The sequence below is a fragment of the Stenotrophomonas sp. EMP41 genome (assembly GCF_047495535.1).
Taxonomy (GTDB): domain Bacteria; phylum Pseudomonadota; class Gammaproteobacteria; order Xanthomonadales; family Xanthomonadaceae; genus Stenotrophomonas; species Stenotrophomonas sepilia.
The window spans coordinates 572,929-593,525 of sequence record NZ_CP179923.1; the positions used below are offsets into that span (position 1 = coordinate 572,929).

Genomic DNA, 20,597 nt, shown 5'->3' on the forward strand with positions numbered 1-20,597 from the left:
CTTCGGTGACAGTCCCCAGGCAATGTTCAAGGTTCCGGCGTCAGTGGTATCGGCGATGGAGCGAAAGTTTCAGTGGTGGCTGTAGCTCAGTTGGTTAGAGTACCGGATTGTGATTCCGGTGGTCGGGGGTTCGAATCCCCTCAGCCACCCCACTGATTCAACCGCATCGGCGCAGCCGAAACGGTATTGCAATAAACAGAAAGCACGCTACAATGTGCGTCTGAGTTTCACGGGCCGTTAGCTCAGTTGGTAGAGCAGTTGACTCTTAATCAATAGGTCCAAGGTTCGAATCCTTGACGGCCCACCAAGACAGAAGCCACCTGGTACGCCAGGTGGCTTTTTTCTTATAGGTGTGACTGCCATCGTTCCGATGGATCACGCGTTGCAGAACCCGCCCGGCGTGGATCTGCAGCAGGAGCGGGCCGCGCAGTGCTGGTTTCAACCACGTTGAAAAAAGTGCTTGCACCCACCGAGCGGATCGGGTCATAATTCGCGCCCCGATTTCGGGCTGTTAGCTCAGTTGGTAGAGCAGTTGACTCTTAATCAATAGGTCCAAGGTTCGAATCCTTGACAGCCCACCAGACGAAAGCCACTTGGTTCGCCAAGTGGCTTTTTTCTTGCCTGTTCGCTGAGGGGCATCTGCAGATGCCAGCGGTGCTGGCTGGAGCGGAGCCCCCTTGAGTCAAGGGGGCGCGGCGAAGCCGCGGGGATGTGGCGGCTGATGAAGTGGGGCCCGCGCTTTGCCGCGCAAAGCGTGGGGCTGCGGCGCGAATGCGCGGCAGCTTCCCACTTGGTTCGCCAAGTGGCTTTTTTCTTGCCTGTTCGCTGGGGGGCATTTCATCCACGCATGGCGTGGATCGACTGAAGCAATGCTGAAATCAGGGTCATACGCGTCATCAGTGTTATCAATGCTGTGCACTGCTTCTCACCGCATCGCGTCCTGCATCGCACCCAATGGATCTTCCGCGCCGATGGCGCATGCATGAAGGACGATGTTGATGGTTGATATCAATCGATTGCACCGCACGCTGTGGGTTTCCTTTGCATTGCTGGCACTGGCGGCCTGCGCGCCCACCGACGATCCCGCGCAGACCGTCGAACGCGACGCTGGCACGGAGAGCGCTCCTGCGCGCCCGGTCGGTAAGGCCATGCAGATGCAGCCGGCTCAGCCGGCTGAGCGGGAGACCCTGCCCGATGCGGTGGACGTGCAGCGCAATGCGGATGGTTCGGTCGATGTGCGCAAGGCCACGCCGGAGCCGGCGGCCCTGCGGCGCACCGGCGACGGGGGCGTGGAGATCCGCAAGGTGGATCCTGCAGCCGGGCAGGGCGCCGGTACGGCGTCGGCCAAGGCCATGCCGCAGCAGTGAACCCCGCCACCCCGGATGAGCTTGCGCTCGCAGGGGTGGGTCAACGCGCGGGCTGCGCACAATTGCCATGTTCAGTTTTGTGCAGGCCTTCCGCTTCCCGTCATCGCCTGCGACAATGAACCCCTGCGCCGGCCACGCGAAAGTGGCGGAATTGGTAGACGCCCTGGATTTAGGTTCCAGTGCCGCAAGGCGTGGGGGTTCGAGTCCCCCCTTTCGCACCAGTGCCGGCCTGTCCCCGCCCTGATCGGGCCATCTGCGCCCCCTTGACCGGCACGCGCTGGCAGTGCAAGCCGAATTGGGCGAAACTAAAGGGCTGCGGCAAGCAGGCGCGTCCCAGACGTCGCGTCCTTACAACCGTTTCATCCCAATCATCGAGCCGGGGGCCTGGGCCACCGGTGGCAGGAGTCAACATGCAAGCTTCGATCGAATCCACCGGCAACCTGGAACGCCGCCTGAGCTTCTCGCTGCCGGAAGAGCGTCTGCAGAGCCACATTGCCGGCCGCCTCGGCGAAATCGCCCGTACCACCCGCATCAAGGGTTTCCGCCCGGGCAAGGTGCCGGCCAAGGTGATCGAGCAGCGCTTCGGCGCGCAGGTCCGTGGCGAGGCACTGGACGGCCTGCTGCGCGAGACCTTCGACGCGGCCGTGCGCGAGCACGACCTGCGCGTCGTCGGCAGCCCGCGCATCGACAAGGGCGACGAGGGTGAGTTCTCCTTCGTGGCCACCGTGGAAGTGGTGCCGGACTTCGGCGACATCGACGTCAGCAAGCTGACCGTCGTGCGCCATACCGCCGAGATCACCGACGCCGACATCGACCAGATGATCGAGAACCTGCAGAACCAGCGTCGTACCTGGGCCCCGGTCAGCCGTGGCGCGCAGGAAGGTGACCTGGTCGCGGTGGAAACCTGGTCGCAGGCCGGTGAAGAGCGCCTGCCGGCCGAAGGTACCGAGAAGGGTTCGATCGTGCTCGGCCAGGGCATGATGTTCGACACCATCGAGAAGGGCCTGGTCGGCCTGGCCAAGGGCGAAGAGAAGACCCTGGACGTCGAGTTCCCGGCTGACTGGCGCGTGCCGGTACTGGCCGGCAAGACCGTGCAGGTCACCGTCAAGGTCACCGAGGTCTCCGAGCCGGTCGTGCCGGCGGTCGACGAAGCCTTCATCAAGAGCTTCGGCGTGAAGGGCGGCGACGTGGAGCAGTTCCGCAGCGACATCCGCGCCAACCTGGAGCGCGAGCTGAAGGGCGCCCTGATGAACCGCCTGCGCCGCGAAGTGGGCGAGCAGCTGATCGCCGCCTACTCGTCGGTGGAAATGCCGCCGCGCCTGGTCGAGAACGAAGCCCGCGCCATGCTGGCCCAGCAGGTCGAGCAGCTGCGCCGCAACGGCCAGAACGTCGGCGAGATCCCGGCCGATGCCCACGAAGGCTTCAAGGACGCTGCCGCCAAGCGCGTGCTGGTCGGCCTGCTGGTCGGTGAAGTGGCCCGCATCAACGACCTGCGCCTGGAAGCCAAGCGCCTGAATGAAACGATGCGTCTGATCGCTTCGACCTACGAAGAGCCGGAGCAGGTCATTGAGATGTACCGCAACGACCCCCAGTTGATGTCTGGCCTGCAGAACCGTGTGATGGAAGAGCAGGTGATCGACTGGATCGCAGAGCGTGCCCAGCACACCGAAGAGAAGCTGTCGTTCCAGGACGCGATCCGCCAGTAAGCCCGGGCGGATCACCGGATGCCCCGCGCCTTTGCCGGCGCGGGGTTGTTGCCCCCCAAGATAGGTACCTCACGTAATGGACAACCGAACCAAAGCCCTGAACCTGGTTCCGATGGTGGTCGAGCAGACCAGCCGCGGCGAGCGTGCCTACGACATCTATTCGCGCCTGTTGAAGGAGCGCCTGATCTTCCTCGTGGGCCCGATCGACGATCACATGGCCAACGTGGTGGTGGCGCAGTTGCTGTTCCTGGAATCGGAAAACCCGGAAAAGGACATCAACATCTACATCAACTCGCCGGGTGGCGTGGTCACCGCCGGCATGGCGATCTACGACACCATGCAGTACATCAAGCCGAATGTGAGCACCACCTGCATCGGCCAGGCCGCCTCGATGGGCGCCCTGCTGCTGGCCGCGGGCGAAGCTGGCAAGCGCTATGCGCTGCCGAACTCGCGCGTGATGATCCATCAGCCGCTGGGTGGCTACCAGGGCCAGGCCACCGACATCGACATCCACGCGCGCGAGATCCTGACCCTGCGTTCGCGCCTGAACGAGGTGCTGGCCAAGCACACCGGCCAGTCGCTGGAGACGATCGCCCGTGATACCGAGCGCGACAACTTCAAGAGCGCCTTCGAGGCGCAGGCCTACGGTCTGGTCGACCAGGTCCTGGAGCGTCGTCCGGATGAGTCGATCCAGGCCGGCTGACCGGCCTTCACGGGGCCAGGGAGGCCTCGTTCCTGCAGGGTCGGGTGGGACTGGTGTCCCCTCGGCCCTGTGCTATTCTCGAATCGAACCCCCGTTCAGCGGGTGGGGTAACTGGGTAAGCGAAGCATGAGCGAAGACCGCCAAGGTCGTTCCACGGACACCGGCAAGATCCTCTACTGCTCTTTCTGCGGCAAGAGCCAGCATGAAGTGCGCAAGCTGATTGCGGGTCCGAGCGTGTTCATCTGCGATGAGTGCGTGGAGCTGTGCAACGACATCATCCGTGAGGAACTTGAGGAAAAGGCGCAGTCGGCGCGCAGTTCGCTGCCCAAGCCGCGCGAGATCCTCGAGGTCCTCGATCAGTACGTGATCGGCCAGAACCGTGCCAAGCGCACGCTGGCCGTGGCCGTGTACAACCACTACAAGCGCATCGAGAGCCGGCAGAAGAACGACGACGTCGAACTGGCGAAGTCGAACATCCTGCTGGTCGGCCCGACCGGTTCGGGCAAGACGCTGCTGGCCGAGACCCTGGCCCGCCTGCTCAACGTGCCGTTCACCATGGCCGACGCCACCACGCTGACCGAAGCCGGTTACGTGGGCGAGGACGTGGAGAACATCATCCAGAAGCTGCTGCAGAAGTGCGACTACGACGTCGAGAAGGCGCAGCAGGGCATCGTCTACATCGATGAAATCGACAAGATCTCGCGCAAGAGCGAGAACCCGTCGATCACCCGCGATGTGTCCGGCGAAGGCGTGCAGCAGGCCCTGCTGAAGCTGATCGAAGGTACCGTGGCCAGCGTTCCGCCGCAGGGCGGCCGCAAGCACCCGCAGCAGGAATTCCTGCAGGTGGACACCAAGAACATCCTGTTCATCTGCGGCGGCGCGTTCGCCGGGCTGGACAAGGTGATCCAGGCCCGCTCCACCGACGTCGGCAGCATCGGCTTCGGCGCCAAGGTGAAGAGCAGCGAGCGCAAGCAGGAAGTGGGCAAGGTGCTGGCCGAAGTCGAGCCGGAAGACCTGATCAAGTTCGGCCTGATTCCCGAGTTCGTCGGCCGCCTGCCGGTGGTCGCGACCCTCGAGGAGCTGGACGAGCCGGCCCTGATCAAGATCCTGACCGAGCCGAAGAACGCCATCACCAAGCAGTTCAAGAAGCTGTTCGAGATGGAGAACGTCGAGCTGGAGTTCCGTCCGGACGCGTTGTCGGCCATCGCCAGGAAGGCGCTCAAGCGCAAGACCGGCGCCCGTGGCCTGCGCACCATCGTCGAATCGGTCCTGCTGGACACCATGTATGACCTGCCGTCGCAGGAGAACGTCAGCAAGGTGGTCGTGGACGAATCGGTGATCGAGCACAAGTCCGAGCCGTACCTGATCTACCAGACCCCGGCGGCCCCTGAACAGAAGGCCGCAGGCGCCGAGTGATCCTTCCAGGTTGTTGATTGGAAAGGATTTTAAAGGAATGCCTTGCATCTGAAAGCCGATGGCCCCATAACGGGGCCATCGGCTTTTTTTGTCTCCGGAAGATGCCCTCCCGGAGGCGGTTTTCCCCCTTCCCTGGAGCCCCCATGGCCCGTTCCCCAAGTGAAACCCTCGACCTGCCGGTCCTGCCGCTGCGCGACGTAGTGGTGTTCCCGCACATGGTCATCCCGCTGTTCGTCGGCCGTGACAAGTCCATGCACGCGCTCGAACAGGCAATGGAGGCGGACAAGCGCATCCTGCTGCTGGCGCAGAAGTCGGCTGAGACCGACGACCCGCATGCGGCCGACCTCTACCAGGTTGGTACGCTGGCGCAGGTGCTGCAGCTGCTGAAGCTGCCCGACGGCACCATCAAGGTGCTGGTTGAAGGCCTGTCGCGCGTGCAGGTCACCCACGTCGACGAGCGCGACGGCTCGCTGCATGGCCAGGCCGTGGAGATCGAGGCCACCGACGAGCGCGAGGCGCGCGAGGTCGAGGCGATCGCCCGCTCGCTGATGTCGCTGTTCGAGCAGTACGTCAAGACCAACCGCAAGCTGCCGCCGGAGCTGCTGCAGACGCTGTCGGGCATCGATGAGCCGGCGCGCCTGGCCGACACCATCGCTGCGCACATCAGCGTGCGCCTGGCCGACAAGCAGCGCCTGCTGGAAACGCTGGCCGTCGGTGACCGCCTGGAGATGCTGGTCGGCCTGGTCGACGGCGAGATCGACGTGCAGCAGATGGAGAAGCGCATCCGCGGCCGCGTGAAGTCGCAGATGGAGAAGAGCCAGCGCGAGTACTACCTCAACGAACAGATGAAGGCCATCCAGAAGGAACTGGGTGACCTGGACGACGCGCCGGGCGAGCTGGAAGAACTGGCCCGCAAGATTGCCGAGGCCGGCATGCCGAAGGCGGTTGAAGCCAAGGCGCGCAACGAACTGAACAAGCTCAAGCAGATGTCGCCGATGTCGGCCGAAGCCGCCGTCGTGCGCAACTACCTGGAGTGGCTGCTGGGCGTGCCGTGGAAGAAGCGCAGCAAGGTGCGCAAGGACCTGAAGGTCGCGCAGGATACGCTTGATGCCGACCACTACGGCCTGGAGAAGGTCAAGGAGCGCATCCTTGAATACCTGGCGGTGCAGTCGCGCGTGAAGCAGATGAAGGGCCCGATCCTGTGCCTGGTCGGGCCGCCGGGCGTGGGCAAGACCTCGCTGGGCCAGTCGATTGCCAAGGCCACCAACCGCAAGTTCGTGCGCATGTCGCTGGGCGGCGTGCGCGACGAGGCCGAGATCCGTGGCCACCGCCGTACCTACGTCGGTTCGATGCCGGGCCGCATCGTGCAGAACCTCAACAAGGTCGGCAGCAAGAACCCGCTGTTCGTGCTCGACGAGATCGACAAGATGTCGATGGACTTCCGTGGCGATCCGTCTTCGGCGCTGCTGGAAGTGCTCGATCCGGAGCAGAACAACGCATTCAACGACCACTATCTGGAAGTGGACCTGGACCTGTCCGAAGTGATGTTCGTGGCCACCTCGAACTCGCTCAACATTCCCGGCCCGCTGCTGGACCGCATGGAAGTGATCCGCATCCCCGGCTACACCGAGGACGAGAAGCTCAACATCGCGACCCGCTACCTGGTGCCGAAGCAGGTCAAGGCCAACGGCCTGCAGCCGGAAGAGCTGGAAATCGGCAGTGACGCCATCCAGGACATCGTGCGCTACTACACGCGCGAATCGGGCGTGCGCAACCTGGAACGCGAGATCGCCAAGATCTGCCGCAAGGTGGTGAAGGAGATCGCGCTGGCCGGCCCGCAGCCGGTGAAGGCAAAGAAGGGCGCGAAGAAGAAGGCGCTGGTGAGCGTGTCCAGCAAGAACCTGGACAAGTACCTGGGCGTGCGTCGCTTCGACTTCGGCCGTGCCGAGGAAGAGAATGAAATCGGCCTGGTCACCGGCCTGGCCTGGACCGAAGTCGGTGGCGACCTGCTGCAGATCGAATCGACGCTCGTGCCGGGCAAGGGCCAGCTGATCCTGACCGGCCAGCTCGGCAACGTGATGAAGGAATCGGCCTCGGCCGCGCTGTCGGTGGTGCGTTCGCGCGCCGTGGGCTTTGGCATCGACAGCGACTTCCTGCAGAAGCACGATGTGCACCTGCACGTGCCCGATGGCGCCACGCCGAAGGATGGCCCGAGTGCCGGCGCAGCGATGGTCACCTCGCTGGTGTCGATGCTGACCAGGGTGCCGGTGCGCGCCGACGTGGCGATGACCGGCGAGATCACCCTGCGTGGCCGCGTCACGGCCATCGGTGGACTGAAGGAGAAGCTGCTGGCCGCACTGCGTGGCGGCATCCGCACGGTCATCATCCCGGAAGAGAACCGCAAGGACCTGGCCGACATCCCGGCCAACGTCACCCGCGATCTGAAGATCGTGCCGGTGAAGTACATCGAAGAAGTCCTGGACCTGGCGCTGGAGCGTCCGTTGGCACCGAAGAAGGCGCGCAAGAGTGCGCAGCGCGTCACGGTGCGCAGCAAGGCCAAACCGAGTGGAAACGCGCGCGTCAAGCATTGACGCGCGCTGTCCAATGGCCCGAAACCCGCGTCGTTGCTGGCTTTCCAGCTTGCGTGGGGGTAGGGCCACTGGTATAAAAGCAGCACTCGCGAATGAGTGATCGCAGTCTGGTGATCGCTGGATTCGGCGAACCGTTTCCACATGGCGGCCGCATGCAGATGGCGTGCGGTTGCTTCCCTGTCGAATAAGCGGAACCCACCGCCAAAGGAGTTGTAGAGAATGAACAAGACCGAATTGATCGATGCCGTTGCTGAAGCTGCCGACCTGACCAAGGCAGAGTCCAGCCGCGCTGTCGATGCCGTCGTTGCTGCCATCACCAAGGCGCTGAAGGACGGCGATGCGGTCACCCTGGTTGGCTTCGGTACCTTCCAGGTCCGCGACCGTGCTGCCCGCACCGGCCGCAACCCGAAGACCGGCGACACCATCAAGATCGCTGCTTCGAAGAATCCGTCGTTCAAGGCTGGCAAGGCCCTGAAGGATGCTGTAAACTAAGCGGCTCGCTGGGGTGCTTAGCTCAGCGGTAGAGCGTCTCCTTTACACGGAGAGGGTCGGGGGTTCGAAACCCTCAGCACCCACCACAGCACCGCGGTAAAAGTTTGAGTGTGGAGCGGTAGTTCAGCTGGTTAGAATGCTGGCCTGTCACGCCGGAGGTCGCGGGTTCGAGTCCCGTCCGCTCCGCCATTCAACGAGGCCTCCGGCCAAAAGCTGGAGGCTTTGTTTTCTCCCCGGTCCAGGCCGGCTGAAAGCAAAAAAGGTAACAACGCGGAGCGGTAGTTCAGCTGGTTAGAATGCTGGCCTGTCACGCCGGAGGTCGCGGGTTCGAGTCCCGTCCGCTCCGCCATTACATCCAGGCCCCCGGTTCAAGGCTGGGGGCCTTGTCTTCTTACCGAGAGGTTCGGAAGGAAGGCGAAAAGGTTTTTGCAAGAACGGAGCGGTAGTTCAGCTGGTTAGAATGCTGGCCTGTCACGCCGGAGGTCGCGGGTTCGAGTCCCGTCCGCTCCGCCATTGCAGAATTCTTAAGTCCCTGTGAAAAAACTTTGAAAAAAGTGTTCATCGGGCTGGGTTTCCAGAGAGTCTTCGGATATACTGGGCGCCTGCAAAGTTCAAGCGCGGAGCGGTAGTTCAGCTGGTTAGAATGCTGGCCTGTCACGCCGGAGGTCGCGGGTTCGAGTCCCGTCCGCTCCGCCAACTCTAAAAGCCCTCGGCGCAAGCCGGGGGCTTTTTCTTTGCGCCAGGATGGAGTTGGCCGATGCACTGATGGTGCGTGCCTGCGCAAGTGGGCGCAGGCCGCGTCGGTGCTGCTTTTGGTCCCTGCGGCGAAGCGGGTTACACTGCCGGGCTCGCCAATCAGGCCTTGTGATTCCTCACCATGCTGCAGAAACTCCGCGACAAGACCTCAGGCTGGATCGTCACCGTGATCCTGGGGCTGCTGATGATTCCGTTCCTGTTCGTGATCGACAACAGCTACCTCGGTGGCGTTGGCGCACAGAACGTGGCCAAGGTTTCCGCGCCGCCCACCTGGTGGCGTTCGGCGCCGTCGTGGTGGCCGGTGCGCATGCTGTGGCAGCACCATGAGATCAGCTCGCAGGATTTCCGCACGCGTTTCGAGCAGGAGCGCATGCGTGAGCGCCAGCAGCAGGGCGACAATTTCGACCCGCGCGCGTTCGAGAGCACCGAGAACAAGATGGCCGTGCTCGATCAGCTGATCGACGAACAGGTCGTGCGCCTGGTTGGTGAACAGGCGGGCGTGGTGATCGGCGACGGCGCGGTGCGCGAGTACATCGCGACCATGCCGGCGTTCCTCGATTCGAACGGCAAGTTCAACGAGAACAACTACCGCCTGGCATTGGCCGGTGGCAATCCGCCGCGTACCCCGACCCAGTTCCAGGAACTGGTGCGTGAGAGCCTGCAGCAGTCGGTGATCCCATCGGGCCTGCAGAGCTCCGGCTTCGTCACCCAGGCCGAGACCGAGCGCCTGTTGAAGCTGCTGGGCGAAACCCGCGACGTCGAGCTGGCCGCGTTGCCGCCCGTACCGGCCGATACCGCGCCGGTCACCGATGATCAGATCAAGAAGTGGTACGACAGCCACGGCAAGGATTTCCGCCAGGCCGAGAGCGTGTCGCTGGAGTACGTCGAGATCAACGGTGCGAACCTGCCGGCTCCGACCCCGGCCGACGAAGCGACCCTGCGCAAGCGCTATGAAGAGGAAAAGGCAAAGTTCACCTCGCCGGAGCAGCGCCAGGCCTCGCACATCCTGATCACCGGTGACGGCGCCGAAGCCAAGGCGAACAAGATCGCTGCCGATGCCAAGGCGGCCGGTGCCGACTTCGCTGCGCTGGCCAAGGCCAATTCGGAAGATCCGGGCTCCAAGGACCAGGGCGGTGACCTGGGCTGGGTCGAGCGCGGTGCGATGGTGAAGCCGTTCGAGGACGCGCTGTTTGCGGCCAAGGCTGGTGACGTGATCGGCCCGGTGAAGACCGAGTTCGGTTACCACATCATCAAGGTGGCCGCTGTGCGCGGTGGCCAGGGCAAGTCGTTCGAGGAAGTGCGTGACACGCTGGCTGCCGAGCAGCTGAAGGCCGACGGCGAGCGCGGCTTCAACGAACTGGCCGGTCGCCTGGTCGATGCCATCAACAAGAGCCCGAGCGACCTGGCCGCTGCGGCCAAGGAAGTGAACCTGCCGCTGCAGACGCTGGGCCCGATCACCCGCGCGACCGCCAGCGGCATCGCCGCTGACCCGGCCGTGCTGCGTGCCGCCTTCTCCGACGTGCTGGTGCAGGACGGTACCGCCAGTGACCCGATCGCGCTGGGCGGCGCGACCAACCACAGCGTGGTCATCCGTGTGGCTGCACACACGCCGGAACAGGCCCTGCCGCTGGACAAGGCCCGCGAACAGGTGATCGCTGCGATCCGTGCTGATCGCCAGCGCCAGGCCAGCGACAAGGCGGCCGAGGCCATCCTGGCCAAGCTGAAGGCGGGCGCCACCCTGCAGTCGCTGGCCGCCAGCGAGAAGCTGCAGCTGAGCCCGATGCCGGGCCTGCCGCGCAGCCAGCCGGTGCCGACCCCGGAAATCAACCGCGCGATCTTCAGCGCGCCGGTGCCGTCCGAAGGCAAGCCGAGCTATGGCAAGGTCGACGTCAACGGCCACGCGCTGCTGTTCGCGGTGAACAAGGTCAATCCGGGCGACATCAAGGAAGTGACTGCAGAGCAGCAGAAGCAGCTGAAGGAACAGCTGAGCCAGATCGACGGCATGGCCGCGGCCAAGGCCTACATCGAGGCGATGCGCAAGAAGTTCATGATCCAGACCACCGAAGCGAACCTGTAAGCCTTGCGGCGAGCAGATCGAAGAAGGCCCGGCATTGCCGGGCCTTTTTTTGTGCGGGCGCTGCTGGAAATCGAATTGTAGAGCCGAGCCCGTGCTCGGCTGGTCATGAACCCCGACAAGTCGCAGGCAAGAAAAAAGCCGAGCATGGGCTCGGCTCTACAGGAGGGCCTGGCCTGTGCGTCAGTCTTCGACGCGCAGCACCGCACCCGGCTTCAGCACGCTGCTGCCGCTCAGGCCGTTCAGCGACAGAAGCGCCTTGACCGGCATGCCATAGCGGCGGGCGATGGTCCAGGCCGATTCACCATCACGCACGGTGTGGCGACGGCTGCGCGGACGATCGGCGATCGCGGCCACGGTCTTGGCGGCCTGCGGCGTTGGCGAGGCGGCGGCGACAGGTACGCTACTGGCCACCAGCGCGGTGGCGGTGTCCGCCACGGTCGCGTTGGCGGCCGAGACCGGCGCCAGCACGCGGGTGGTGCCGGACGAGACGCGGCCACCGCCCGCCAGGGCGGGGTTGAGGCGGGCGATCCGGGCCGGGTCCAGGGCGCGCTGTGCGGCCCACTGCTGGACGCTGGTGCCGGCGGGCAGGGTGTGGTCCTTCAGCACCGGCACGGTGCGGTCCAGCGAGGCCATGACACCTGGCTGGTCTTCCACGTCTTCCAGCACGCAGGCCAGGGCATGCAGCTTCTCGACGTAGGCATGGGTGACCGGCGACAGGCCGGGCAGCGCCGAGGGCTTGGCGTTCTGCGCGTTCATGCCGGCCTTGCGCATGGATTGCAGCACGCGGTACTCGCCGGCGTTGTAGGCCATGGTGGCCAGGCGCCAGTCACCGCCGAACATGCCGTGCAGGGTCTTCAGGTAGCGCACTGCGGCCTGGGTGGAATCGACCGCCGACAGGCGGCCGTCGTAGCCGTTGGCCATGGGCACGCGGTGATTGCGCGCGGTGGTGGCGATGAACTGCCACAGGCCGGTCGGGCCGCTGCCGTTGCGGGCATTGGGCCGGTAGCCGCTTTCCACGAAAGGAATCAGCGCGAACTCGGTGGGCAGGTTGGCCTTGCGCAGCTCTTCGACCACATAGCCGAACAGCACCAGCGCATCGTCATCCTGGTTGGCCAGGCGCGACGGGGCGTGGGCGAACTGCTTCTGCCAGCGCGGGCTGGTGGCCTCGGCATTGCAGGTGGGCTCGGCCAGGCCGTCGCGGAAGCTGGAGAAGATCTCCTGGCCGTTGCGGACCGACGCGGCCGGCAACGCGGCCGGATCCAGTGGCAGGGCCGCGGCGGCGGTCAGGTTCTGGCCGATGCCAGCGCCCAGCGACTGGGCGCCGGCGGTTCCGGCCAGCCCCAGGACCAGGCCCAGGGCCAGCGGCAGACTTCGGCGCATCATGCGCGGAAGCCGTCTTTCCAGTGCCGGAGACCGGCCATCACGTCGACGTCGTCAACGACGTCACGGCCCAGGTGTGCCGACACCGACGCGCGGATCGGCGCAGTGTGCACACGCAGGAACGGATTGCAGTCGAATTCGTTGGCCAGGGTTACCGGCAGGGTGGAACGGTCATCGCGGCGCATGGCCAAAGCCTCCTCTTGGCGCTGCCACAAGGCAGCGTTGGCGGGGTCGACATGCCGCGCGAAGACGGCATTTGACACGGTGTACTCATGAGCGCAACAAAGCAGCAGTTGCGCGGGCAAGGTACCCAGCTTGCGCATCGATGCCAGCAGCTGGGACGGCGTACCTTCGAACAGGCGTCCACAGCCCAGGCTGAACAACGAATCTCCGCTGAAAAGATGTTCAGCAGTGTGAAACGCGATGTGGCTGCGGGTATGCCCGGGCACGGATAGTACGTGGAACGTCCGGCCCAGTGCCTGAACGCGTTCACCTTCGCCGACCCGTTCGGTTGCCGTGGGGATGCGCTCCTCGACGGGCGCGATCACCCGGACTCCGGGAAAACGTGTCTGCAGCGCGGGCACGCCACCGATGTGGTCATCGTGATGATGGGTGAGCAGGATCGTGTCCACGCGCAGGCCCTGATCGGCGAGCGCAAGCACCGGCGCGGCATCGCCGGGATCGACGACCACGGCGGCGCCGTCGTCGTCGTCGATCAACGTCCAGATGTAGTTGTCCGCAAATGCGGGCAGGGCAGTCAGTCGCATAGAATTGGACCATGCCCGCGCTGCAGAGCACCCGTCAAGCGAGCCAGACCCCGTGGTTCGACAGCGAACCGGCGGAAGCCCTGCGCGTTCTGGAGCGGCAACTGCTGCTGCCGCAGCTGTCGTTGCTGCCGGTGCAGCCCTGGCTGTGGATCGCGCCGAGTGCGGCTTGGCTGGGCGATGCGCAGCTGGGCGGGCGCGGCCTGCGCCTGTTCCGGCAGGGACAGGGCTATGCCGGCGACACCCGCTGTGCGCTGCCGCTGCCGCTGGCCAATGAAAGCGTCAATGCGGTCGTGCTGCAGCATGTCACCGCAGCCGACGCTGATCGGTTGCTCGATGAGTGCGAGCGCGTACTGATGCCGGGCGGCCACCTGTGGCTGAGCAGCCTCAACCCGTTCAGCCCTTACCGCACGCACTGGCGCCAGCACGGGCTGGTGGTGCGCACGCCGCAGCGGATCCGCCTGCTGCTCGGCCGCCACGGGCTGGAGTGCGACGATATGCGTTTCCTCGGCCCGCTCTGGCGCGGCGCCGGCAGCCGTCGCGCGGGCGGTTGGTCGCCACTGCGCGCGGCCTGCCTGTTCCATGCTGAAAAGCGAACGCTGGCCCTGCCCGGGCCGAAACCGTTGCCGGTGCGTTGGCACGGCACCGTTGCTACCTGATCTGGAGTTGTATTGAAAACCATTGAAATCCACACCGACGGTTCCTGCCTCGGCAATCCCGGCCCCGGCGGCTGGGCTGCACTGCTGCGCTACAAGGGCCACGAGCGTGAACTGAGCGGCGGCGAAGCGCACACCACCAACAACCGGATGGAGCTGATGGCGGCCATTTCCGGTCTGGAAACGCTGACCGAGCCGTGCAACATCGTGCTCTACACCGATTCGCAGTATGTGCGGCAGGGCCTGACCCAATGGATGCCCGGCTGGATCCGCAAGAACTGGAAGACCGCCGGCGGTGACCCGGTGAAGAACCGCGAGCTGTGGGAGCGCCTGCATGCGGCCACGCTGCGGCACCAGATCGACTGGCGCTGGGTGAAGGGCCACTCCGGCGATCCGGACAATGAGCGGGTGGATACCCTGGCCCGCAACGCGGCCATCCAGATCCGCGACGCCAGCCCGGTAAACTGAGCCCATGCGTCAGATCATCCTCGATACCGAAACCACCGGCCTGGAGTGGAAGAAGGGCAACCGCATCGTCGAAATCGGCTGCGTGGAGCTGTTCAAGCGCCGCCCGACCGGCAACAACTACCACCAGTACATCAAGCCGGACTGCGAGTTCGAACAGGGCGCGCAGGAAGTCACCGGCCTGACCCTGGAGTTCCTGGCTGACAAGCCGGACTTCGCGCAGATCGCCGATGAATTCCTGGCTTTCATCGATGGCGCCGAGCTGATCATCCACAACGCGGCGTTCGACCTGGGCTTCCTCGACAACGAACTGTCGTTGCTGGGCCCGCAGTACGGGAAGATCACCGATCGCTGCACGGTGATCGATACCCTGGTGATGGCGCGCGAGCGCTTCCCGGGCCAGCGCAATTCGCTGGATGCGCTGTGCAAGCGCCTGGGCGTGGACAACTCGCACCGTGCGCTGCACGGCGGCCTGCTCGATGCGCAGATCCTGGGCGACGTCTACATCGCGCTGACCTCGGGCCAGGAAGAGATCGGCTTCGGCCTGGGCGACGATGGCGGCGGTGGCGCCGGTGCCGCGCTGCAGGCCTTCGATACCAGCAAACTGCTGCCGCGCCCACGCGTGGTGGCCACCCCGTCTGAGCTGGAAGCGCACAGCGCGCGTCTGGAACGACTGCGCAAGAAGGCCGGCTACGCCTTGTGGGATGGCCCGAAGGTGGAAGAGCCCGCCAGCGCGTAATGCCTGGCATGGGGTACTGCCGGCCGCTGGCCGGCAGTACCGTATCCACGCATGGCGTGGATCTACCGCTTAATGGCAGCGCACCAGGATCACGCTGATGTTGTCGCGGCCTCCGCCGTCGAGCGCGGCCGCGACCAGTGTGTCCACGCATTCCTGCGCGCTGGCATCGTCGAAGGCGAGGGTGCGGGCGATGCTGCGGTCGTCCACTTCCTCGGTCAGGCCGTCACTGCACAGCAGCAGTTGCATGCCTGGGCGCAACTCACCGCTGGTGGTGGCTACGTTCAGATGCGCAGGGTCGGTCACGCCCAGCGCCTGGGTGACCACGTTGCGATGCGGATGCGCGCGTGCCTGCTCGGCAGTCAGGTTGCCCTGCGCGACCAGCTCCTGCACCACGCTGTGGTCCTGGCTGAGCTGCGCCAGCTGACCATCGCGCCACAGATACGCACGGCTGTCGCCGACCCATGCCACTTCATAGCGATTGCCCTGCACGCGTGCTGCAACCACGGTGGTGCCCATCGGCAGGGTGTCGTTGCGCCGGCGCGAGGCGCGGATGATTTCTTCATCGGCGGTGCGGATGGCCTGCGCCAGCGGCGCGCCGCGGCGGATCTCGCGCACGATCGTCTCGCGCGCCAGCGCGCTGGCCACTTCGCCGCAGGCGTGGCCGCCCATGCCATCGGCCACCAGCCACAGGGCCAGCTCGCTGTCACCGTAGTAGGTGTCCTCGTTGAGCTCGCGGCGCATGCCGGGGTGGGTGAGGTGTCCGAATTCGATCATGGGGTGCGGGGGCAGGGTATTGCTGGGGAGACAGGCATCATCGGGGGGCCGCAGGCATCCGGCAAGGCATGCGCTCAGGAAATCTTCACTTCATTGACCGGAATGACTTGTCGCCGGCCTCACTTCCTCGTATGATGCGCGTCCCCGGTCCGCCGGGGACCACCCGGAGAGGTGGCAGAGTGGTTGAATGTACCTGACTCGAAATCAGGCAGGCGTTTATAGCGCCTCGGGGGTTCGAATCCCCCCCTCTCCGCCAGATAAAGAAAAAGGGCTGCCGTTCGGCAGCCCTTTTTCTTTATCTGGCGCGGGACACGACGCGCTTTGCGCGCGTCGCCCCTTCGCCGGCCTCTCCCCGCCCCGGTCGGGGTAGCCCCTCAACAGAGGGGCTTGTTCCACCAGATGCCTCCGCGGATCCACGCCATGCGTGGATGCACTTGCTGCCGGGCTGGACCATCCACGCGTGGCGGCTCTACCTGTCCCATCGCCAGTCGCGGGTTAAACTGCACGCATCACTTGCTGGAGCTTTCCCCGATGACCGCTGAAATCCTCGTCCCCGTCTCGTTCGGCGAGCTGCTGGACAAGATCTCGATCCTGCAGATCAAGTCCGAGCGCATCAGCGACGAGGGCAAGCTGGCCAATGTGCGCAGGGAGCTGTCGGCGCTGGAGCAGACCTGGATGGCGCACCCGGCGGCGGTGAAGGATGTCGCCAGGCTGCGTGCCGAACTGAAGGCGGTCAACGAGCAACTGTGGGACATCGAGGACGACATCCGCCTGAAGGAGAAGGCGCGGGCGTTCGACCAGGGCTTCATCGACCTGGCGCGCAGTGTCTACCTGCGCAACGACGAGCGCGCGCGCATCAAGAAGGCGATCAACCTGGCGCTGGGTTCGGCGTACGTGGAAGAGAAGTCCTATCAGGATTACGCGCAGCGCACGTGATCCCGGGCAGGCCGCCGCTCACCCCAGGTGGTCGGCGACGTAGCGTTCGAAGGCGGCGATACCGTCTTCTACGGTGATCAGTTCCATTACATCGTCGAACTCGATCTTGGTGCCCCACTTCAGATCGGTGGCCTGCTTGGCCAGGTACTTGCGTGCCGCATCGTCGTAGCGGTCCACGCAGTAGCGGCGGTCCGAGTACGGGCCACTGCGGTCCGGGTTGCTGGCCGCATGCAGCCCCAGCACCTTGGTGCCCATTGCGTTGGCGATGTGCATCGGGCCCGAGTCCGGGGTCATCACCAGGTTGGCGCGGGCCAGCAGGGCGGGCAGCTGCTTGAGCGTGTCCTTGCCGACCAGGTCCAGTGCCGGCGTCTGCAGCTGCGCCTGGATGGCGTCGGCCATGCTGCGCTCCAGCTCGCTGCGGCCACCGCACAGCACCACCCGCCAACCGCGCTGTGCGGCATGGTTGGCCACCGCTGCATAGCGGTCCGCATACCAGTTGCGCCGCACGTGGCTGGAGCAGGGCGAGATCATCAGCACCGGGCGGCCATCGTCCTGCCACTGCGCCGCTGCCCACTCATGGGCGGACGGCGGCACCGCCAGATCCCAGCTGACCTCGGTCTGGCGCAGGCCCAGCGGTTCGCAGAAGCTGCCGATGGCATCCAGCACGTGGATGCCGGGGCGATCGGGAATGCGCTCGTTGATGAAGAGCCCGTGCAGGTCCTTGGAGCGGCTGCGGTCGTATCCGATGCGGCGCTCGGCCGGAATGAAGGCCGACAGCAGGTTGGCGCGGAACGCGACCTGCATCTGCAACAGCGCTTCAAAGCGCCCCGGTGGCAGTTGCCTGCGCAGTTCCTTGACCCCGGCCATGCCGCTCTTCTTGTCGTAGGCATGGAAGGTGACGCCGGGCAGCCCGTCGAGCAGCTTGTGGCCGGCTTTGTCGATGATCCAGTGGATCGGCGTGTCCGGGCGTGCGGCCTGCAGGGTGCGCACCAGGGGCACCACGTGGGTGACGTCGCCCAGTGCGGACAGGCGCAGGAGGCACAAGGAGGAGGACGCTGATGCCATGTGTTGTTAGACTCAATGAAATGGTCGCATTCGACGCCAATGAAGCGCTGACGCCATGCCGCGAGGGTCGCGGCATCGGGGCCATTCTGTTCGACCGCGAGCGGCTGCGGCAAGCCGATATTGGCCTGTTCTCGCCCCAGCACTGGGGCAGCAAGGCCCGCCCGGTGGGCGAGGGCGGCCGCGGCAGCGCCTGGTTCGTCGATGCGCCGTTCGGTGCCAGCGTGCTGCGCCACTACCTGCGCGGCGGCCTGGCGGCCCGGATCAGCCACGACCAGTACCTCTGGCGCGGCTCGGACCGGACCCGCAGCTTCGCCGAATTCCGGCTGATGCGCGCGCTGCGCGAGAAGAAGCTGCCGGTGCCACGGCCGATCGCGGCGTTCTACATGCGCGAGGGCCTGCGCTACCGGGCGGCGATCCTGATGGAACGGATCGAGGGCGTGCGCTCGCTGGCCGACCGCGCACTGGTTGCGGGTCGGGGCGCGCCCTGGGAGGAGACCGGGCGCCTGATCGCCCGTTTCCACCGTGCCGGCCTGGACCATGCCGACCTCAACGCGCACAACATCCTGTTCGATGGCAGTGGCCATGGCTGGCTGATCGATTTCGACCGTGGGGTGATCCGCATCCCGGCCACCGCCTGGCGCGAACGCAACCTCAAGCGGTTGCTGCGCTCGCTGGTCAAGCTGCGCGGCGAGCGCAGCGTGGAAGACGTGCAGAAGGACTACGCGCGGCTGCGCCGCGCCTATGACATGGCCTGGAACCGGGGCACCTGATGGACTGGTCGTTGCGTTTCCTCGGCGTCGGCAATGCGTCGGCGGTCGAGCTGGGATCGCCGATGTCGGTGATCGAGCGCGGTGGTCGCCCGTGGCTGACCATCGATTGCGGCGGTGAAGGCCTCACCGCGTTCAAGGCTCACTACGGGCACATGCCGCAGGCGCTGTTTGTCACCCATGTGCACCTGGACCATGTGGCCGGCTTCGAGCGCCTGTTCGTGGACACTTTCTTCAATGCGCACCGACGCGGCAAGGTGCGCCTGTACGTGCCTGCCACGGTGGTGCCGCTGCTGCACAAGCGCATTGCTGACTATCCGAACGTGCTGGCCGAGGGCGGTGCGAATTTCTGGGATGCCTTCCACCTGATCGTGGTGGGCGAGGCGTTCTGGCATGAGGGGGTGCGCCTGGAGGTGTTTCCGGTGCGCCATCACTGGCCGGAGACGGCGTATGGCCTGCGCCTGCAGGGCGCGCTGACCTGGAGCGGCGATACCCGGCCGATTCCGGAGATGCTGGCGCGCTACGCCAACGACAACGAACTGATCGCCCACGACTGCGGCCTGCACGGCAACCCGTCACACACGGGTGTGGACGACCTGGAGCGTGAGTACAGCATCGAACTGCAGGCGCGGATGATGCTCTACCACTACGCCAGCGTGGCCGATGGCCAGGCGCTGGCCGCGCGCGGGCACCGCGTGGCGCAGCCGGGGCAGTGCGTGCCGCTGGCTGACCCGACCGCGCCGCACGTACTGGCGCAGGATCCGCCGTGAGCGGAACCGGCCAGCCCGCCGATACGGCGCTGGCCGCTGGACTGGAGGCGCTGGAGCGCGCTGCAGTAGCGCGGGGCCATGCCCGGCAAAGGGCGCCAACCAAGGTTGGCATCTACCAGAGGCGCGGGCGTCGCCGGAAAAGGCGGTGGCCCCGCCGGCTGACCTCGGCGCCCGCGTCGATCGATACCGTTGCTGCCTTCCGGCCCTGGCGGGGTTTTCGACCTAGCGTCGCGAGGGGCCGACGGGGCCACCATAGAGACGTTGGCCGCCCGGTGGGCGGCCAGTTCACGGATCAGGGGAAGCAGCGCGCGATGCGCCGGAGACCACAGCCGGACTGCACATCGGCTGGCCGATGGCAGGCGCTCATTCTAGCGCAGGCGGGTGCGTCGATGCCAGCTTCACGCACTGAATCGGCTGTAACCCGTCGCCGCCGGCAGCGGCCGGCACCCACCCCCGTTGCTAGAATGCCGGCCAGGAGGAACGACCTCCCCCACATCGGGAACCAATGACCAGGACGGCCTGGCCCTACCAAGAGGAGGGCCGTCATGGCCTGGATCTATCTGTTGTTTGCCGGCCTGCTGGAAATCGTCTGGGCCGTGTCCATGAAGCAGTCCGAAGGCTTCACCCGGCTTACCCCCACCGTGGTCACGATCATCGGCATGATCGCCAGCTTCTGGCTGCTGGCGGTGGCCATGCGCAGCCTGCCGCTGGGCACCGCCTATACGATCTGGACCGGCATCGGCGCAGTCGGCGCGTTCGCGGTCGGCATCGTGTTCCTGGGTGAGCAGGTCAGCCCGATGCGGATCGGTGCAGCGGTGCTGATTGTTTCCGGTCTGGTGCTGATGAAACTCTCCAGTAGCTGAATTTATTTACTCATGGCGGGGATGGATTCCCCGCCACATATAGCGATATGCATTTTCGGCAAAACCATTCTGCCGACCCCTTTTATTTGACGTGCGTCATGAAAATAACGCGCGCGATTCACATGCCGCTGGCACGGCGGGTCGCACAGTGCCGCCATTCGTCGGGCGAAATCGGGGAGTTTTCGTCTTGATGGAAATGCTGACGTACCTGTCCCGGGGTGCGATCACGTGAAGATGTGAAGATTTTCAGGAGTTAATGCCTTCAGGCCTTGTTCCCGTATCGGGAGCAGGGGCGGCCCGCATTGTCTCC

At 65.3% G+C, this 20,597-nt stretch carries 18 protein-coding genes, 10 tRNA genes and 1 other RNA gene; 24 read left to right on the plus strand and 5 right to left on the minus strand.

What is annotated here, in order from left to right; all coding sequences use genetic code 11:
* The first annotated feature begins 75 nt into the window (after window positions 1-75).
* From ACMGRF_RS02575 to ACMGRF_RS02650, 16 genes are all read left to right on the plus strand, one after another.
* A tRNA-His gene (locus ACMGRF_RS02575) sits at window positions 76-152 on the plus strand.
* Window positions 153-231: 79 nt separating this feature from the next.
* Window positions 232-307: transfer RNA gene (locus tag ACMGRF_RS02580), tRNA-Lys, on the plus strand.
* A gap of 198 nt (window positions 308-505) precedes the next feature.
* Window positions 506-581 (plus strand) — tRNA-Lys (locus tag ACMGRF_RS02585).
* Window positions 582-998: 417 nt separating this feature from the next.
* Window positions 999-1,367 (plus strand): hypothetical protein, encoded by a 369-nt coding sequence (locus ACMGRF_RS02590; protein ID WP_049411248.1) that lies wholly within the window; start codon window positions 999-1,001, stop codon window positions 1,365-1,367.
* Between the two features lie 136 nt (window positions 1,368-1,503).
* Window positions 1,504-1,588, plus strand: a tRNA-Leu gene (locus tag ACMGRF_RS02595).
* Window positions 1,589-1,777: 189 nt separating this feature from the next.
* Entirely contained in the window at window positions 1,778-3,073 is a 1,296-nt protein-coding gene (gene tig / locus ACMGRF_RS02600) for a trigger factor (RefSeq protein WP_049441316.1), read from the plus strand.
* A gap of 76 nt (window positions 3,074-3,149) precedes the next feature.
* Window positions 3,150-3,776 (plus strand): ATP-dependent Clp endopeptidase proteolytic subunit ClpP, encoded by a 627-nt coding sequence (gene clpP / locus ACMGRF_RS02605; RefSeq protein ID WP_004146318.1) that lies wholly within the window; start codon window positions 3,150-3,152, stop codon window positions 3,774-3,776.
* A 126-nt stretch (window positions 3,777-3,902) separates the two neighbouring features.
* Window positions 3,903-5,192, plus strand: a complete 1,290-nt coding sequence (gene clpX / locus ACMGRF_RS02610; protein ID WP_004154600.1) for an ATP-dependent Clp protease ATP-binding subunit ClpX — start codon at window positions 3,903-3,905, stop codon at window positions 5,190-5,192.
* A 143-nt stretch (window positions 5,193-5,335) separates the two neighbouring features.
* Window positions 5,336-7,783, plus strand: coding sequence for an endopeptidase La (gene lon, locus ACMGRF_RS02615; RefSeq protein WP_049411245.1), 2,448 nt, complete (start codon window positions 5,336-5,338; stop codon window positions 7,781-7,783).
* A 219-nt stretch (window positions 7,784-8,002) separates the two neighbouring features.
* Window positions 8,003-8,275, plus strand: a complete 273-nt coding sequence (locus ACMGRF_RS02620) for an HU family DNA-binding protein (protein WP_005408270.1) — start codon at window positions 8,003-8,005, stop codon at window positions 8,273-8,275.
* An 11-nt stretch (window positions 8,276-8,286) separates the two neighbouring features.
* Window positions 8,287-8,361: transfer RNA gene (locus ACMGRF_RS02625), tRNA-Val, on the plus strand.
* 26 nt (window positions 8,362-8,387) lie between these two features.
* Window positions 8,388-8,464 (plus strand) — tRNA-Asp (locus tag ACMGRF_RS02630).
* Window positions 8,465-8,547: 83 nt separating this feature from the next.
* A tRNA-Asp gene (locus ACMGRF_RS02635) sits at window positions 8,548-8,624 on the plus strand.
* Window positions 8,625-8,711: 87 nt separating this feature from the next.
* A tRNA-Asp gene (locus ACMGRF_RS02640) sits at window positions 8,712-8,788 on the plus strand.
* Window positions 8,789-8,894: 106 nt separating this feature from the next.
* Window positions 8,895-8,971, plus strand: a tRNA-Asp gene (locus ACMGRF_RS02645).
* A 181-nt stretch (window positions 8,972-9,152) separates the two neighbouring features.
* Complete coding sequence (locus ACMGRF_RS02650; RefSeq protein WP_049439530.1) at window positions 9,153-11,108, plus strand: peptidyl-prolyl cis-trans isomerase; 1,956 nt, start codon at window positions 9,153-9,155, stop codon at window positions 11,106-11,108.
* Between the two features lie 180 nt (window positions 11,109-11,288).
* Here ACMGRF_RS02650 and ACMGRF_RS02655 read toward each other — a convergent pair whose 3' ends face one another.
* On the minus strand, window positions 11,289-12,491 hold the full coding sequence (locus ACMGRF_RS02655) for a lytic transglycosylase domain-containing protein (RefSeq protein WP_180881041.1): 1,203 nt from the start codon (window positions 12,489-12,491) through the stop codon (window positions 11,289-11,291).
* Window positions 12,488-13,255 carry a hydroxyacylglutathione hydrolase gene (gene gloB / locus ACMGRF_RS02660; RefSeq protein ID WP_099494659.1) on the minus strand — a complete coding sequence of 256 codons (768 nt, stop codon included), beginning with the start codon at window positions 13,253-13,255 and terminating at the stop codon, window positions 12,488-12,490. Before gloB ends, ACMGRF_RS02655 begins: the two co-directional genes overlap by 4 nt.
* Window positions 13,256-13,266: 11 nt before the next feature.
* Between gloB and ACMGRF_RS02665 the strand changes: the two genes are divergently transcribed.
* The 3 genes from ACMGRF_RS02665 to dnaQ are packed head-to-tail and all read left to right on the plus strand — an operon-like array spanning window position 13,267 to window position 15,112.
* Complete coding sequence (locus ACMGRF_RS02665) at window positions 13,267-13,911, plus strand: methyltransferase domain-containing protein (RefSeq protein ID WP_111191730.1); 645 nt, start codon at window positions 13,267-13,269, stop codon at window positions 13,909-13,911.
* 12 nt (window positions 13,912-13,923) lie between these two features.
* A complete protein-coding gene (gene rnhA / locus ACMGRF_RS02670; protein ID WP_005408275.1) occupies window positions 13,924-14,376 on the plus strand; it encodes a ribonuclease HI in 453 nt (150 codons plus the stop codon).
* A gap of 4 nt (window positions 14,377-14,380) precedes the next feature.
* Window positions 14,381-15,112 carry a DNA polymerase III subunit epsilon gene (gene dnaQ, locus ACMGRF_RS02675; RefSeq protein ID WP_180881039.1) on the plus strand — a complete coding sequence of 244 codons (732 nt, stop codon included), beginning with the start codon at window positions 14,381-14,383 and terminating at the stop codon, window positions 15,110-15,112.
* 69 nt (window positions 15,113-15,181) lie between these two features.
* Here dnaQ and ACMGRF_RS02680 read toward each other — a convergent pair whose 3' ends face one another.
* Window positions 15,182-15,886 (minus strand): PP2C family protein-serine/threonine phosphatase, encoded by a 705-nt coding sequence (locus tag ACMGRF_RS02680; protein ID WP_049439538.1) that lies wholly within the window; start codon window positions 15,884-15,886, stop codon window positions 15,182-15,184.
* Between the two features lie 165 nt (window positions 15,887-16,051).
* Here ACMGRF_RS02680 and ACMGRF_RS02685 point away from each other — a divergent pair.
* Both ACMGRF_RS02685 and ACMGRF_RS02690 read left to right on the plus strand, forming a co-directional pair.
* Window positions 16,052-16,142: transfer RNA gene (locus tag ACMGRF_RS02685), tRNA-Ser, on the plus strand.
* 275 nt (window positions 16,143-16,417) lie between these two features.
* Window positions 16,418-16,822, plus strand: a complete 405-nt coding sequence (locus tag ACMGRF_RS02690) for a DUF6165 family protein (protein WP_414485612.1) — start codon at window positions 16,418-16,420, stop codon at window positions 16,820-16,822.
* Window positions 16,823-16,840: 18 nt separating this feature from the next.
* On the opposite strand, the gene ACMGRF_RS02695 is transcribed toward ACMGRF_RS02690, so the two are convergent.
* Entirely contained in the window at window positions 16,841-17,887 is a 1,047-nt protein-coding gene (locus tag ACMGRF_RS02695; RefSeq protein ID WP_049415216.1) for a glycosyltransferase family 9 protein, read from the minus strand.
* A 20-nt stretch (window positions 17,888-17,907) separates the two neighbouring features.
* On the opposite strand from ACMGRF_RS02695, the gene ACMGRF_RS02700 reads away from it, so the two are divergent.
* On the plus strand, window positions 17,908-18,657 hold the full coding sequence (locus ACMGRF_RS02700; protein ID WP_049441261.1) for a 3-deoxy-D-manno-octulosonic acid kinase: 750 nt from the start codon (window positions 17,908-17,910) through the stop codon (window positions 18,655-18,657).
* Window positions 18,657-19,424, plus strand: a complete 768-nt coding sequence (locus tag ACMGRF_RS02705; RefSeq protein WP_099494661.1) for an MBL fold metallo-hydrolase — start codon at window positions 18,657-18,659, stop codon at window positions 19,422-19,424. The genes ACMGRF_RS02700 and ACMGRF_RS02705 overlap by 1 nt, the downstream gene beginning before the upstream one ends.
* 148 nt (window positions 19,425-19,572) lie before the next feature.
* Here the strand turns inward: ACMGRF_RS02705 and ffs are convergent.
* Window positions 19,573-19,669: signal recognition particle sRNA small type (gene ffs, locus ACMGRF_RS02710), an RNA gene on the minus strand.
* A gap of 300 nt (window positions 19,670-19,969) precedes the next feature.
* Here ffs and ACMGRF_RS02715 point away from each other — a divergent pair.
* Window positions 19,970-20,287, plus strand: a complete 318-nt coding sequence (locus ACMGRF_RS02715; RefSeq protein WP_049415223.1) for a DMT family transporter — start codon at window positions 19,970-19,972, stop codon at window positions 20,285-20,287.
* The last annotated feature ends 310 nt before the right edge of the window (window positions 20,288-20,597 follow it).